Origin of the sequence: Luteolibacter sp. Populi (assembly GCF_040801775.1) — a bacterium.
In the GTDB taxonomy this organism is placed as follows: domain Bacteria; phylum Verrucomicrobiota; class Verrucomicrobiia; order Verrucomicrobiales; family Akkermansiaceae; genus Haloferula.
Window position 1 is genome coordinate 5,580,492 of record NZ_CP161812.1, and the last position, 13,933, is coordinate 5,594,424.

Genomic DNA, 13,933 nt, shown 5'->3' on the forward strand with positions numbered 1-13,933 from the left:
CGAACATTCCCGCCTCGAGCGGTAAGGTTCTGCTGCCGGCGCGCTTCACCATCCGTTCCGAGAGGCACCTCGCGGCGTTCCGCATCGAGTTCCCGAGTTGGTGGTGCGACTGCTCTGGCACCGCTTTCGCCCTGACGGATACCGCGCTGTCCTGGACTCCGCGGCGCGCGGGCAAAAGCTGGGTGCGGCGGAGGGCAAGATCGGTGTTCTAACAGCGCGGGCCGCTGCCACGGGTGAGAAGCTCGCGGCCTCCGGCCTGCCCGGCAAGGCCTTGGCGAACGGGGCGGGATTCGCCGGCCGCAGCACCGCGACGATCGGCACTGAGGTCCTGCAGAACGTCACGCCGGATGTGTGGAAGTCGGTCACCCACGCGCTGCACCAGGACATCAAAGGTGCGGACTGGGACACGGTGCTGGCACGGGAGCGCGCCGCGCTGGGGGATACCGCGCTGCTCTCGATGGGCTTGGTGGTGGCCTTCGGCACGGGCCGCCGGGCTCTGGACTTCATCGGCGAAGGGGAGCTGCGCACGCTTCTAACAGACCGTCGGGGGCTATTGGAGCAAGGCCTTTCCCCGGTCGACGTGGAGGGTGTGGTGGAGACCGCGCAGTATTCTCCCGCCGAAGCCGCGGACTTGGCCAAGCAAGCCGCCGACACCACCCCCGTGGAGGAGCGCCGGGAGCGGGTTCGGATCTCTTGGGAGGAGATGATGCACGAGCAGCAGCAGGTGCAGACACAGCTTGCTCAGCAACGGCAGATGCAGCGGACAGAGCAGGACGGCCCCGGAGAAGCATCTGGTGAAGACCCATCCAAGGGTGACGGAAATGAAGCCAGAGCTGATTTTTCCTCCGCGGGGGACCTACTTGACCCAGACCAGGTTGCCGGGCAAAGTCCGTCTAGTGAGGGAGGTAAACATCGTGATCCAAACCAGCCGGAATCTCGAATTTCTCCGATCGATCGGGAAGGAAGATTTGAGATCCTTGACTGGGACGGATACTTTGAATCGCTTCCGAAGCCTCAGGGGCCACTGACAGTAATCGAAGAAGGATATGAGCAATCTCGAGCTGCAGCTAACAGAGAGAATAAAGGAATTCGCCGAAAACAAAATTTACGCGGCAAGTACGTAGACATCCACGAGATCCAACCAGTGAAATTTGGTGGCTCTCCAGTTGACCCCAATAACAAAATCATCTTGGACCGTGACCTGCATCGTAAGAAAGTGACCCCGTGGTGGAATGGAATAATGAGAGAATTTCAACGAAAAAAGGAGGAGAAGCGTGGAACCGAAGAATGAGGACTTGCTCAAGGATTTTGATTCCAACGAGGGAGTGTCGACCGAGATTTTTCGTAAATCGGAGTCTGAACTTGGCTGCAAATTTCCTCCAGACTATGTGGAGTTCATGCTGGCGTGCAATGGAGGCGAAGGATTCATTGGGCATCAATATGTCATTCTTTGGCGCGCCGAAGAATTGGCGGAATTCAACCGCGAGTATGAGGTCGGAGAATATGCTCCTGGTCTTACCTTGTTCGGATCCAACGGTGGTGGAGAAGCGTTCGCATTCGACACCCGTAACGATAAGATGAGCGTGTGCATGCTGCCTTTCATAGGAATGAGCCGATCTCCCGTGAAAGAACTAGCGGACGGCTTCAGCGGATTTATATATTTTCTTTGGACCAGCGATGAAGACCTCTTTTAAAGAACCGCCGGGAAAGGGTTATGAGTTGGTTTTCATCAAGCCGCTCATTCTTGGAGGAAGTCCGACTGAGGATAATATGAGATACGTGAGCCGGACGGACCATATCAAGTTGGTCCGCTATTGGAATGGAATTTTGCGGGAACTTCAAGACAGAGCGAAGGGCACTCGCTAGGATGTGGCTAGCGTCGACGGGTTGAGAACCCCGGGATAGCCGAAGCCCGGCTCGCGCCCTCCGCTTTCGGGGCGGCGCTGACCGATACCGCGTTGGCCCAAGTGCCGCTTGAGAGAGATTGGACAGACCTCGGGCACAAGCCGGAGAGCCCGTGGCGCAAGCGCAAGATGATGCACAATGAAAAAGGCTCCACCCGAAAGGAAGTAGTTGAAATGGAAAACGATCCTAGTTTGTATCATTGGGAAGACAGATCCTCTAACCGAGCCCGCCGCCATGAAAAAAAGGATTGAACAATATATAGAGCACATCGAGGATATTTGTGGGGGCGAGGGGCGTTTCTTCAAGATCACTGATGAAGGAGAAAACCCGCCAATCACCGTTGTTGCCTACGACGATGTGCCAGAGCCGGGTTGCGTGACGGCCTTTAGCTATGGCCTTTCGTTACCGTCTCATCCGAAGTGGATTCACAGCCGTCCCGAGCTAGTGATTTCGGTTGACTCCCATGATGTCTCTTGGCCCCTTGCACTGGGAGAGGTCATACGGACCGGGCGCAACAAGAGCGCCTTCATCTATGGGTCGATCATTCACTTCGGGTGCCGGGTCTCCGACGAATCTACGATGGATAGCTTTCTTGTATATGCCTGCACAGTATTGGACGAGAAGGATCAAAAGCTGATCCTTCACGATCAGCCAATACAGCTGGCGCAGCTTTATCCGATTTATTCTTCGGAGGCGGATGTGATTGAACATGTCGGGCCGCATCGCTTTCTTCTGGAACTAGGAGAAAAGGTTTTCGATCCGAGGAGAGCTGCCTGGAAAGGCTGACCGACGAGGGTATGGATTTCCTATGACCTAGTCAGCTGAATCCCATGTGAAGCCCGATTTTTTGGAGCAAATGAAAGTGGTGGGATTCTCTCCAAACGTCAATTGTACACAGACCTCCGAGACGATAGTGTATTGCCCATTATGCGCTTGGTAATATCTATGTGTTAAAAAACATAACTTCATTTATTATATTGATTGCCACGGAGGCAAAACCACTCTCGAGAAGGTTGCCGAATCCTTCCAGGATTTTATTGATCGTATCGTCGTGCTTGAAGAGTGAATTCTTGGAGGCCGACGGACCGCTTCCTCAGGCCGCCGGACGGCAGGGGGCCGCGTGTCCTCCCGACGCGGGATAAGGGCTTCAGGCCTGGCAGGAGTGGGCCGAGCAGGACCATGCAGGGGCCTACGGCCTGATGCGGGAGGCGTATAAGGGCGGGGTGATTTCTTCCAGCGTCTGGGCAATGCCTTCGACAACGGGATATTGGACATCCACCTCGGGCTCAGCGCGAACCGCATGCGGCGGAACCGGGCGGCGCTGGACCAACTGCTCGATGAAGGGGTGCTCCCCGCGGGCATCCAGCCCGGCGGCGTGCCGGAACTGAGCGGCATCCTTGCCCGGGAAGGCCCCGGGGATTGGTCGAGCAGGTATGACCAACTCGCCAACGCACGGATGGAAGTCATTCCGCACGTGGGGCTCCGCTACCGGGCCCGCGATCTCCAGCGCGCGATGACCGCGGAGGAGCGCCGGACCCTGGAGGAACAGCGCGACCAGCTCGACGGCCTCTCGAAGTTCTTCGGGGACATCGGGGTCTCCGGCATCCGGATCAAGCATGACGCGGACACGCTGGAGCACAGCGGCCTGCTCGACACGCTGGGCGACACGGCGGTGATGATGGGCGGCTCGCTGCCGGAGATGGGCATGGCCGCCGCGCCCGGCGGGCTGATGCTGCCGGCGATCTTCACCAGCCACTTCGAGCGGCACCTCGCCGGACTGCGTGCGGACAATCCGGACCTGCCGGAGGCCCGGCTCGCCCCGACCGCCTTCGCTTCCGCGCTGACGGACACCGCGCTGTCGCGGGCGGAGATTCTCTTCGTCGGGGGGAAGCTGCCGGGGCTCCGCGGCGCGCTGGCGAAGCTCGGTACGGCAGAGGGCAAGATCGGTGTTCTAACAGCGCGGGCCGCTGCCACGGGTGAGAAGCTCGCGGCCTCCGGCCTGCCCGGCAAGGCCTTGGCGAACGGGGCGGGATTCGCCGGCCGCAGCACCGCGACGATCGGCACTGAGGTCCTGCAGAACGTCACGCCGGATGTGTGGAAGTCGGTCACCCACGCGCTGCACCAGGACATCAAAGGTGCGGACTGGGACACGGTGCTGGCACGGGAGCGCGCCGCGCTGGGGGATACCGCGCTGCTCTCGATGGGCTTGGTGGTGGCCTTCGGCACGGGCCGCCGGGCTCTGGACTTCATCGGCGAAGGGGAGCTGCGCACGCTTCTAACAGACCGTCGGGGGCTATTGGAGCAAGGCCTTTCCCCGGTCGACGTGGAGCGTGTGGTGGAGACCGCGCAGTATTCTCCTGCCGAAGCCGCGGACTTGGTCAAGCAAGCCGCCGACACCACACCGGTGGAGGAGCGCCGGGAGCAGATCCTGATCCTGCAGGAGCAGATGGAGCAGGAGCAGCAGATGGGAGAGGAGGAGATGATGGGGGAGGAGGAGAGTAATGAGAACTTAGCTTCGGAAGACGCCCTTCACGAGAACACGCTAGAGCAGGGTTCGGCGCTGCTTGAAACCGGCAATTGGGCGACGATCCTCGACGTCCTGCTCCAGCCGGACAGAGAGCAGGGAGGGCTCCCACTTCCAGAAAAGAGAGCAGACCCAGGAGGCTATGGTTCCCGAGGTCCTGACGATGGGGAAGTGCAGCAGGCTTCGGAGCAATCCGATCTTCTGTCCTCGCTCCTTGATGACTCTCCCCAAGATCAGGAAGGGCCGGGTAGCGAGGCACTTCCAAGAGCTTTCGAGGAAGAGATCCCCACGACCCTTGACACGTCCGGGAATGGCTCTGGCGACTTCCTGAAGAGCGGGCCGAAACAGTTGGAGCCAGCTGCAGACTGGACAAGGCACCCCAGATTTCAAAAACCTAGCAAGGATAAAGGGAGCTTTCTTGGTGAGATCGGCAATTCCCTCTTCGCCCTCTCGGATAAAACTGCTGATGCGATAGGGCTCCCGCGCGGGACGACTATCCCTTGGAAAAGAGGAATTCCGGACTTCACAGATCATGCCGTCCTTGGTCCCAAAGGAGTTCCTAGTAACTTCAGCGTCGAAGGTATGACCGGGGATCCTAAATCTGACCCGCCGCTAATGATCCGGCATATGGCTTCATTGGCCAAAATGTCTCAAGATGCGGTTCGGAATTGGCTGAAGGCTAACCGTGTTAGGCTTCATCATTCTGGTGGCAATGGTGTTCAGATTGTGCCAAAAAAACTGCATGAACTCCACCATTCCGGCGGGGCCTTGGAACTGCGAGAGAAAAACTAAGATGTTAGAATCCCAAATCGAACCAGATGGCCCGTTTTCCGAGTCATACGTCCAAGCCGTCGAGAATGCCTTAGGCCGGAAACTACCCGACGACTACCGTCAATTCGTCAAGAAATATGGCGGTGCTTTCGTAGGTGGGTCTCTCGGCGATTTTAGCATTCTCGGATTCTTCGATGGAGATGAAAATGATGGAATTCTCTCCGTGCTGGAATCGCATGACGATCTTCGGGACGACGGTGTGTTGCCGATTGCTGATGACGAATTGGGTAATCTCTATGTCATGAATAAGCAAAACTCAATTTACTATATAAACTATTATGGCGGTGGGCCTTCAGTTGAGCGGGTGGCTGAATCTTTTCAGGATTTTATTGATCGAATTGTTGTTCGCGATAAGGAAGCGCCGGATCCTGATTAGGTCAGTTGAAACACAGTAGTCATATCTATGAGTAGAGCTGATTTTCGCTCGATGGCTTCATCACTTCGGTGGAACTTTGAAAAGGAACTTGAGATGTCCGATTCACAACAACGATGTGGGGTCAGTCCTGAATGGCACGAACTTAAGACTGTTTTGGGATGATTCCAACAACTACTGGCACTCTAGTAGCTATTGGCTCGGAATGATTTCCAGAACCCCGATGTTCCTCGGTGGGGTCAGTCCTTGAATTTTGAAAAGCGATGCTGGTGCAGCTCTGGAATTCAAGATTCAAGGACTGACCCCATCGACGCGACCGGCGCTGACCTGCTCAAGCAGGCCGCCGACACCACGCCGGTGGAGGAGCGCCGGGAGCAGGTGCCGACACAGCTCACGCAGCAACGGCAGTATCAGCAGGAGGGGCAGCATACGCCGGAAGGCGATCACGAGTCATCTGGAAATTCACCGTAAGATGAAGGGAAGGATAAGACCCACCCCGCCCGAGCAACGGAAAGTACCCAAGATCCGTGGGCATACGCCTCGCCTTCGCGATCCGGAGCAAGTTAGCCAGATCAGGTCGGATATGCTTGCGGAGAATTACCTTTCTGACTCGCCGCAAGGAATGTCGCTACTACCGTAGATGGAAGCGGCACCATCACCATTACCGAAGGGCATTTGCGTGGAGATGGAACTCCATGACCGGGTTGCGCATGGGTCACATGAGGCAGGGTCATGGCGCAAGACGGATGAATTCATCGCGGTATGATGATATGATAAGCCGAAGTAACTTTTTCTTTCCTTTCCGGATCTTTGAGGTAAGTTCCCGCTGATCTCATTTGCCCCGATCTCAAAATGAATTGACGGTCTCTCCCCCGGCTTCCCGTTTCTCAGGGAAAGCCTCCTCCCAACCTTCTCCATTTATCCCCCATCAACTCGGATTCCCATAATTCCGGCTGCCGGCCGAAGTTGCAGGCATGGGCCGCCAGCGCGAAGGGCCGTGGCGTCGGAGATTCCCATGGCGGCAAGCGGTCGTGGCTTCAGGTGCTGTGGCGGTTCTCCAAGATCTCGTCCCGGACCCAGGTGATCATTGGCCTTGTCGGCGGCATCATTACCGGCGGGATCACCGGCGGCATTACCCTCCTCGGTTATTGGAAGAAGCGAGGCGCGGTGACCGAGGCCCCGGTGAGTGAAACCCGGCTGGAGGACACGCCGACCTTCAGGAGGCTGGGTTTCAAGGAGGTCCGCGATTCCGGCGGCTGTTTTGTTTCGGAGCCGGTCTCCACCTCAACATGGCGGGAGTTGATGAAGAAGGAGGAACCGAGAGACGGCTACGTCAATGATGCGAGTTATTCGGATGCCGTGGATCTCGCGCTTGCCGTCGCCGGTCAATTGGGGGACGAGTCGGGCGGGGCGGTCGAGCTTTCCGTAGTCGGGGAGAAGACCTTGTATTCCGCCTTGAATCGCGGAGGAGTGTCCTTCAGCAGCGGGGGAGTCTGGGTGAAGGAGGAAGAAGGGAACTTGCCCCGCTTCATCCAGGTAGGGGGGCCGCAGCGGCTGTTGGACGACCGCCTGTCGTCCGGCATGCTGCCTTCGACATATGGCAAGAAGCCGATCTATATCCTGCTGGAACTGAAGATTCCCAAACAAGCTCCCACTCCCCGCCGATGAAGCCTGCCGCGACAACCGATGAAATCCCGTGGCGACTCCACGAGAATCTGAAAGGCATCGTCGTGAAGATGCTGGCGGACGGCGAGGCCCCCGGTTCCGAGCGCATGAGGCAGGCGATGCGGGAGAGCTTGCAGACTTGGCAGGAGAGCGAGGGGAAGGCGCATGCCGTGTGGATCGACCAGCGGCTCGCTTCCTTGCGCGAAGCGGAAAATGAAGTGGACCGCGAGCTGCGGGAGATCCAGGAAAGGGCCGGTTTCTTCGGCAGGGGAGGAGGTGTGCCCGATCTGGAGAGGGCGCAGGCGATCGTGGATGGCTACGGGCGGAAGCGCTTCCGGATCTGGTCCAATGTTTTGCTGAAGGTGTTCGGGACCCTTCTCTGTTCGCTGGTGATTGCGTTCATCACCGTGGATGCGATGCAGGATTACGTGGGCGATCACTCGCTTCTGGGCTGGCTCGAAGACAAGAAGTGGTTCGGGCTGACTATTGCCCGGCCCTGGCTGTTCGTGGTGGTGCTGTTCCTGCTCGGGAAGCTGTTCTTCCGCCTTTGCTTCCAGGTCTTCCGCCGGCTGGAGCCCCCGCAACGGGTGAAGAAGGTGTATGTCTTCGGCTTGGTGGCGACGCTGGCGGTCTGGTTCCTGATCTCTCTCGCCTTTGAGATGCGGAAGGACGGCGGGGATCCGCCGGCACCTGCCACGATGGTACCCGCGGAGAAGAGCGAGCGGGTCAAGAAGATGTGAATCCGGCATGAACGACATCATCCAGTCATTTGTCGATGTATGGCCCGCCGTGGTCCTCATCGAGGCAGGCAGCCTGGCATTTGTCGCCTTGGATGCGAGGGGTGTCTTCGACGAACTCGACCGTGAGAGGGAAAGCGCGAAGCAGGTCTTGTCGAGTTGCGACATGGATGTGGGCGGGCTGAGGCGGAGGATCGCGGAATTGGAAGGGCGCGCGGAGAAGTTGGCGGACCGGCGGCTGGACGTCGCGGCGATGAAGGCGGGAATCGATCATGCGCCCGGGCCCGCCTGGATGGACGGTTGGTTCGACGGGATCATCACGGCGGCGGTGGAGGAGAGGGAAGTGCGGCTGCTGGAAGATGAGCGGCTTCGCAAGGAAGGCGTCCGCATCGAGGCCCGCGCCGCGTGGTTGCAGGCGCGGGCGGAGGTGATGGCGGCCAATGCGGCGATGGTCCGGGAGGAGTCCGCCGCGAGAGTGGCCGAGATGACTATCGCCCTGCGCCTGAAGCCCCTGAGGGATTGCCTGGCCGATGCCACGCAACGCCGGATCGATTTGGACGAGATCGCCGCGGGGCTTGGGAAACAGATCGAGAACAAGGAGATGGATCCCGATCTCGATCCGGTCAAGCGGCTGGCCGTGCTGGCGGTCCAAGCGCGGCTGGAGGCGGTCCAGAAGGAATTCAAGAGCACGCTGATGCTGGAAGCGGAACTCGAGCGAAAGATCATCGAAATGTGCGAGAAATCATGAAGACGTGGATCATGGCCCTTCTGTTGATGATGGATGCCGCGGCCGAGGAGTCGGGGCGGCTGACCCTGGCCCTGTCGCCGGAGTTCATGACGATCCACGATGAGCGGTTAGGGCCGCTTCCGCGGCACGTCCTGGAGCTGAAGGATGAGGTGGATGCGAGCTCCTTCAAGGTGCTATGCTTGGGAGAGAAGAGAATCGGGAGCTACGATGACAAGCGTTTCCGGGAGGGGCGATTCGTGCTATGGATCGCCGCCGCCAAGCCGCTGGTGGAAGATAGCCTTGCCGCAAAGGACAAGGCGGGCGCGGGGTGCGAGAGTACGATCGCCGGGGAGAAGCGGTTGTTCGACGGGAAGGATGCGGGGAAGGAGACCATGGTCATTCTCGACTGGCCGTGCCAGCGCGAGGGGGAAGTTCCCGGGCTGGAGGCATTCGCCGATCCGCATTTCGCGCTGGCGATTCCCGAAGCCTCGGGCGAGGTGCCGCTGCGTGGCGATGTTTACTGGTACTTCTCGCAGGCAGTTCTCGAAAGTTCGCTCGGCAAGATGCTGGAGGGCAAGGATGCCGCGGCGAAAGAGCGCGAGACGGAGAGATGCCGGCAGGCCTTGGCGCGGATGTGGGCGACCTATCTGCGGTCGAAGGGCTTCCGGCTCATGGCGTTTGACGCCGAGGTCCCCGGAGAAGGTCGCCTCCCGCGGAATCTCGCCACCATCCTACAGGCTGATCGCGCGGCCAATCAGGAAGTGGCTCCCTACGACCTGAAAGCGGGGAAGAAGCCGGTTATCGAGCCGGCGAAGCCTGCACCGGCCCCGGGAGCGATCCGGGTTTTCATCGAGTGGGAAGGGCGGAATGTCGTGCTGCCGGTTTACCGCGGGAGGAGAGGTGGTGAGGCGGTCTTCCCCGCCGCGGCCACCGAGATTCCCGATGAATCGCAGAGCCGCGTTTTCAAGGACTACCGGGCCTTTGTTAGCGAGGACGGTGAGGAAATCGAAGCCTTGTCCGGCTCCCTGCGCTACCGGGGGGCGATCAAGGGGTCGGTGACCCACTCCCGCGAACTGGAGATTCCCATCGGCGAGGACGGGCGCGCCAGGGGCAAGCTCCAGCTCTATCTCTACGATGGCACGGTGCGCAGTGCGGAGGGTTTTCCGGTATATGTGCGCAAGGGCGACCGCAAATCACCCCCCATCCAGACCCTGGTCTTCCGCAACGTGGAAGGGCAAAGGGAGAACGGGCGGACTTCCGACTCCGACAACAATTACTGGAAGACGATCGAACTGAACAACTAACCGGTCACGCCGCCTCCGGCCATGAAACGAACCGCCATCGCCATCGCCATCCTGCTCTCGCTCGGCGCGCTGCTCCACGCCGGGGAACTGGCTTACAAGCTCTACCTGCCGGATCGGGAGAACCGCCTGACCGACCGGAAGGTCGAGCTCATCGCGCGCTGCATGGAGGCGTACGACCTTCCGCCGCTGCTGCTCCCGCGGGCTGCGTCGGACGAGGAGTTTGCGGAGAACATGATCCGGGAGTTCAGGAAATCGATCCTGGGTCTGGGGGTGGATCCGGACAAAATTCTGGCGAGCCTGGAAGCCCGGGGGTGGTCGGGGGCGGGGCCGGAGATTGAGGCCGCCATGGGGGAACACCGGTTGATCTTCGAGGATAGTGTCCTGCTGAGGCAGCCGGTGGGGGGAGTCGGAGAGATCCGGGTTTTTGTGATCACCCGGGGATTCTCCTGGCAGATAGGCAAGGTCCTGGTGGACGACTCGCGGGGCGGGGGGAGGGCAAAAATCCCGGACTGGCCGTCGGGGACTTCATTGGCAATGTGCTTCTCAAGGTGCCACGGATCGCGGAGATGCTGAAGAGCCAGCACGCACTGGTGGCGATCGGGACGGCCTCCGCGGAATTGGGAGGCGAGGGTGCCGCCAAGGAGGAAATCCGGGCCGGCGAGCGGTCGCGGGAACTGGCGAGAGCCTTGGCCCATAGCGATGGGATCACCTGCCCGGTTTTCACTTCGAATTGGGGCAGATACGATCAAAAGGAGCCGGACCAAGCCTCGCAGCGGGAGATCGTGATCCTGGGTTTGGTGAAGAGCCCGGGCGCATCCGGAGTGGATCTGGAAAACGCAGACCTCCGCGGCCTGATGGAGGGCTTCTCTGGTAAACAGCGGGGTCAACAACTTGACCCCGTGAAATACTCCGGACTGGACAAGGATCCGAAAAAATTCGTCGACGGGCCCTGATGCGCTGATCGGTGATGGCAAGGATACTCCGGGGTGAGGTCCGGCGCCTTTGACCGCTCGCCTGACCCGGCGCAGCCGCCGTGGACTGCGGCAGCCTGCCCTGCCCCGCAGAAGTAGCCTGAGCGGCGCTATCCATCGCGCGATGGTAGGAGGGAGAGCGGTTGCTTGGCTGCCTACCTTGGCGTGCCTGGGGCAGCGAGGGGCCGTGCTGCGGGCCGGGGTGGATGAACGGTTTTTTTCCGGGGCCGGCTGGCAGTAGAAGCATGGGGCGGAGATCGGGCACGATGAGGCGATGTCCTTTGTGCCTGCCGGTGACGATGTTGATGGGGAAGAAGAGGCCGCTCTAACAGGCGTGCCGCCGGGGCCGGGGGATACGGCGGATCCGCCGCCGCTGCCGGATCTGCTGGACCGTCTGGAGGCGGCGATGGTGGGGCACGCGGTGGCGGAGTGCGAGGTGATCAACCGCTTCACGCCGGGGCTCTACATCCGGGAGTGCCGGATGAAGGCGGGCACGCTGGGGGTCTCGATGATCCATGCGGTGGAGCATCCCTTCATCGTCAGCGAGGGCGTGGTGGCGGTGACTTCGGAGGCGGAGGGAACGGTGATCTACGCGGCGCCGCACACGGGGATCACGCAGCCGGGGACGCGGCGGGCGCTGTATGCGCACACGGATGTGGTGTGGACGACGATCCATCCGAACCCGGGGGACGGGCGGGAGGTGGCGGCGATCGTGGCGCGGGTGACGGAGGCGCATGACAACCCGGCGGTGCCGGCGGAGCTGGCGAACCAGTGGCGGCTTAACAACATAACTTTGGGGATCAGCGGCGAATGAGCATGTTTTATATCGGGATCGTCATGACGTCGGTCAGCGCGCACATCCAGGTGGAGAGCTCGCGCGGCGCGGCGAAGGCGGCGGAGAAGACGGCGGCCTACAATGCGAACGAGAAGCGCAAGCAGGCGGTGCAGGAGATGGAGGTGGCGGGGGAGAACGCGCGGCGCAAGCAGGGCGAGAACCAGCGGCTGCTGGCGCAGCTGCGCTCGGCGAATGCGGCCTCCGGGATGACCATGGAGGGCTCGCCGCTGGCGGTCTTCGGGGATACCGCGCTGCAGTTGGAGCGGGACATCCTCGACCTGTCCTTCGATGCGGAGAACCGGCGCCGCGCGCTGCTGGCAGGGGCGGCGCTGGATGAAGTGGAGGGCGCGAACCAGGCGGGCGCGCTGCGCACCCAGGGGCTGGCCAGCGCCGCGGGGACGGTCGCTTCCGGGGCGGCGAGCGCGGGCAACGCGGCCGGGTGGTTCGCGCCGAAGGCGGAAGAGGAGAAGCCATCTAACAGCACGAAGGGAGGCAGCTAGATTTCATGAATTTACCAGCAATACGATATCTGCAGGCGGGGCCGATGGCTCCGGAAGCGAGCATGGCGAACGCCGCCGCGCCGGCCCGGGCGATGGGGGAGTTCGGCAAGGTATTCGAGGACCTCGGGCAGAAGGGCTTCCAGATCATGCAGCAGGTGCGGGAGATCGATGAGGACCGCAAGACCTCGCGGTACTTCGCGGAGCTGAATGAGGAGTATGCGCGCTTCGAGCAGGAACATGCGGCAGCCGGGGATACGAATGCAGCGGGTGCCTGGCGGGAGCGGCGGGAGGAAATGAAGAGCCGTCTGGGCGGGCTGGGTCTCTCGCCGGTGGGGCGGGCCGCGGCGGAGCAGCGCTTCATCGGCTGGAGCAGCGAGCGGAACATCCGCGTCGAGAAGCAGGGGTATGTGAAAAGCGTGGAACTGGGTCTGGCGAGCAAGGCGACGGTGATCCGCGGTTACCAGAAGACAGGCAATTTCGATGCGGCGCGTGGAGAGATCGATGCCACGCCGGACGCGCTTGCGGGCGAGACGGTGAAGCAAAAGCTGCATGAGGAGAACCGGGCGCTGGAGGCGCGCCACTATCTGTTAGAAGGGGCGAAGGACGATCCGCGGGGAATCCAGAAGCTGGTGAGCGATCCCAAGTTCGCGGCGCAGAACCCGCAGGTCGGCAAGGCCACGATCGCGCTGGCGCACGCAACGGCGGAGAAGCAGCGGCAGGCCGATGGGTTCAAGGCAATCGACGGGTTCAAGAAGGGCGTGGCGGAGGGTGTCTACTTCACGGCCGGGCAGGTGGATGAGCATTTCCCGCGCGCTTCCGCAGGGCTGAGAAAGCTTTTCCAGGGAGTGCTCGAGCCGGATATCCCGGGCAACGGGGCCTTCGCGGCGCTGCCGGCGGACCAGCGGGAGATCGTGGGGGATGTGATGCTGATGACGAAACACTACCGGCCGGCGGCCGAGGACTTCGACCAGCAGTACTTCGCGATGGACACGAAGGTGGAGACGCTGCCGGACGGCCCGGCGAAGCGCGAGCTGCGCCGCACCCTGGAGCGGGTGCGGACGGGCAAGCTGGAGCAGGCCGAGACGCGGGCGGACCTGCACCGCCGGGAGCTGGACCTGGCCTTCGACCCGGAGGCGCGCGGGCTGGCGATGCGCGGCAAGGATGCGCAAGCGCTGCAGGCGGAAGGCCTGCTGAAGGATGTGGTGAAGCTGGAACGGCGCGGCCACTCCGCGGAGCAAGCGCGGGAGATCGCATCGACCGGGGATCCGGTGGAGCAGCTCGCGAAGTTCCGCGAGCACTCGCGCTACATCCCGCTGACGGACCAGGGCGGGGACTGGGACCGGCGGGCCTTCGAGGTCGTTCTAACAGGTGATGGCGCGGTCGAGTACGAGGACCGCGGGCTGAAGCAACGGTACGGCGCGGCGAAGATCCGGCTGGAGGAGTGGTTGCATTTCCACCCGGACGCGAAGGACGGGGAATTCAAGAGCGCGGTCGCTGAAATCGTGGACCCGCAGGGACAGGCCGAGGTCGACGGAAACTTCTTCAACAAGGCCCGCTGAGA

16 protein-coding genes are annotated in these 13,933 nt (G+C 61.3%); all 16 read left to right on the plus strand.

Annotated features, from left to right (window positions below):
- Positions 1-100 precede the first annotated feature (100 nt).
- Entirely contained in the window at positions 101-1,291 is a 1,191-nt protein-coding gene (locus ABWK72_RS22655; protein WP_367871857.1) for a hypothetical protein, read from the plus strand.
- The gene (locus tag ABWK72_RS22660; protein ID WP_367871858.1) at positions 1,275-1,694 is read left to right on the plus strand and encodes an SMI1/KNR4 family protein; all 420 of its coding nucleotides are present in this window, start codon (positions 1,275-1,277) and stop codon (positions 1,692-1,694) included. Before ABWK72_RS22655 ends, ABWK72_RS22660 begins: the two co-directional genes overlap by 17 nt.
- A gap of 339 nt (positions 1,695-2,033) precedes the next feature.
- Entirely contained in the window at positions 2,034-2,156 is a 123-nt protein-coding gene (locus ABWK72_RS22665; protein WP_367875370.1) for a GH-E family nuclease, read from the plus strand.
- Complete coding sequence (locus ABWK72_RS22670; RefSeq protein ID WP_367871859.1) at positions 2,140-2,691, plus strand: suppressor of fused domain protein; 552 nt, start codon at positions 2,140-2,142, stop codon at positions 2,689-2,691. The genes ABWK72_RS22665 and ABWK72_RS22670 overlap by 17 nt, the downstream gene beginning before the upstream one ends.
- A gap of 481 nt (positions 2,692-3,172) precedes the next feature.
- A complete protein-coding gene (locus tag ABWK72_RS22675) occupies positions 3,173-5,221 on the plus strand; it encodes a hypothetical protein (RefSeq protein ID WP_367871860.1) in 2,049 nt (682 codons plus the stop codon).
- Positions 5,172-5,636: an SMI1/KNR4 family protein gene (locus ABWK72_RS22680; RefSeq protein WP_367871861.1), complete on the plus strand. Its 465-nt coding sequence runs from the start codon at positions 5,172-5,174 to the stop codon at positions 5,634-5,636. Before ABWK72_RS22675 ends, ABWK72_RS22680 begins: the two co-directional genes overlap by 50 nt.
- A gap of 243 nt (positions 5,637-5,879) precedes the next feature.
- Positions 5,880-6,104: a hypothetical protein gene (locus ABWK72_RS22685; RefSeq protein ID WP_367871862.1), complete on the plus strand. Its 225-nt coding sequence runs from the start codon at positions 5,880-5,882 to the stop codon at positions 6,102-6,104.
- Positions 6,105-6,713: 609 nt separating this feature from the next.
- The gene (locus tag ABWK72_RS22690) at positions 6,714-7,301 is read left to right on the plus strand and encodes a hypothetical protein (RefSeq protein ID WP_367871863.1); all 588 of its coding nucleotides are present in this window, start codon (positions 6,714-6,716) and stop codon (positions 7,299-7,301) included.
- Entirely contained in the window at positions 7,298-8,038 is a 741-nt protein-coding gene (locus ABWK72_RS22695; protein ID WP_367871864.1) for a hypothetical protein, read from the plus strand. Before ABWK72_RS22690 ends, ABWK72_RS22695 begins: the two co-directional genes overlap by 4 nt.
- 7 nt (positions 8,039-8,045) lie before the next feature.
- On the plus strand, positions 8,046-8,783 hold the full coding sequence (locus tag ABWK72_RS22700) for a hypothetical protein (protein WP_367871865.1): 738 nt from the start codon (positions 8,046-8,048) through the stop codon (positions 8,781-8,783).
- Positions 8,780-10,066 (plus strand): hypothetical protein, encoded by a 1,287-nt coding sequence (locus ABWK72_RS22705; RefSeq protein ID WP_367871866.1) that lies wholly within the window; start codon positions 8,780-8,782, stop codon positions 10,064-10,066. Before ABWK72_RS22700 ends, ABWK72_RS22705 begins: the two co-directional genes overlap by 4 nt.
- A 21-nt stretch (positions 10,067-10,087) precedes the next feature.
- Positions 10,088-10,639, plus strand: coding sequence for a hypothetical protein (locus tag ABWK72_RS22710; protein WP_367871867.1), 552 nt, complete (start codon positions 10,088-10,090; stop codon positions 10,637-10,639).
- Entirely contained in the window at positions 10,615-11,019 is a 405-nt protein-coding gene (locus ABWK72_RS22715; RefSeq protein WP_367871868.1) for a hypothetical protein, read from the plus strand. Before ABWK72_RS22710 ends, ABWK72_RS22715 begins: the two co-directional genes overlap by 25 nt.
- Before the next feature lie 292 nt (positions 11,020-11,311).
- Positions 11,312-11,851, plus strand: coding sequence for a hypothetical protein (locus tag ABWK72_RS22720; protein ID WP_367871869.1), 540 nt, complete (start codon positions 11,312-11,314; stop codon positions 11,849-11,851).
- The gene (locus tag ABWK72_RS22725) at positions 11,848-12,372 is read left to right on the plus strand and encodes a hypothetical protein (RefSeq protein ID WP_367871870.1); all 525 of its coding nucleotides are present in this window, start codon (positions 11,848-11,850) and stop codon (positions 12,370-12,372) included. Before ABWK72_RS22720 ends, ABWK72_RS22725 begins: the two co-directional genes overlap by 4 nt.
- Before the next feature lie 5 nt (positions 12,373-12,377).
- Positions 12,378-13,931, plus strand: coding sequence for a hypothetical protein (locus ABWK72_RS22730; protein WP_367871871.1), 1,554 nt, complete (start codon positions 12,378-12,380; stop codon positions 13,929-13,931).
- Positions 13,932-13,933 lie beyond the last annotated feature (2 nt).

Bases quoted from the DNA above. Each gene is read 5' to 3' on its own strand.
- ABWK72_RS22665 (WP_367875370.1), top strand. From the start codon at position 2,034: ATGATGCACAATGAAAAAGGCTCCACCCGAAAGGAAGTAGTTGAAATG.
- ABWK72_RS22670 (WP_367871859.1), top strand. From the start codon at position 2,140: ATGAAAAAAAGGATTGAACAATATATAGAGCACATCGAGGATATTTGT.
- ABWK72_RS22680 (WP_367871861.1), top strand. From the start codon at position 5,172: ATGAACTCCACCATTCCGGCGGGGCCTTGGAACTGCGAGAGAAAAACT.
- ABWK72_RS22695 (WP_367871864.1), top strand. From the start codon at position 7,298: ATGAAGCCTGCCGCGACAACCGATGAAATCCCGTGGCGACTCCACGAG.
- ABWK72_RS22700 (WP_367871865.1), top strand. From the start codon at position 8,046: ATGAACGACATCATCCAGTCATTTGTCGATGTATGGCCCGCCGTGGTC.
- ABWK72_RS22705 (WP_367871866.1), top strand. From the start codon at position 8,780: ATGAAGACGTGGATCATGGCCCTTCTGTTGATGATGGATGCCGCGGCC.
- ABWK72_RS22710 (WP_367871867.1), top strand. From the start codon at position 10,088: ATGAAACGAACCGCCATCGCCATCGCCATCCTGCTCTCGCTCGGCGCG.
- ABWK72_RS22720 (WP_367871869.1), top strand. From the start codon at position 11,312: ATGTCCTTTGTGCCTGCCGGTGACGATGTTGATGGGGAAGAAGAGGCC.
- ABWK72_RS22725 (WP_367871870.1), top strand. From the start codon at position 11,848: ATGAGCATGTTTTATATCGGGATCGTCATGACGTCGGTCAGCGCGCAC.
- ABWK72_RS22730 (WP_367871871.1), top strand. From the start codon at position 12,378: ATGAATTTACCAGCAATACGATATCTGCAGGCGGGGCCGATGGCTCCG.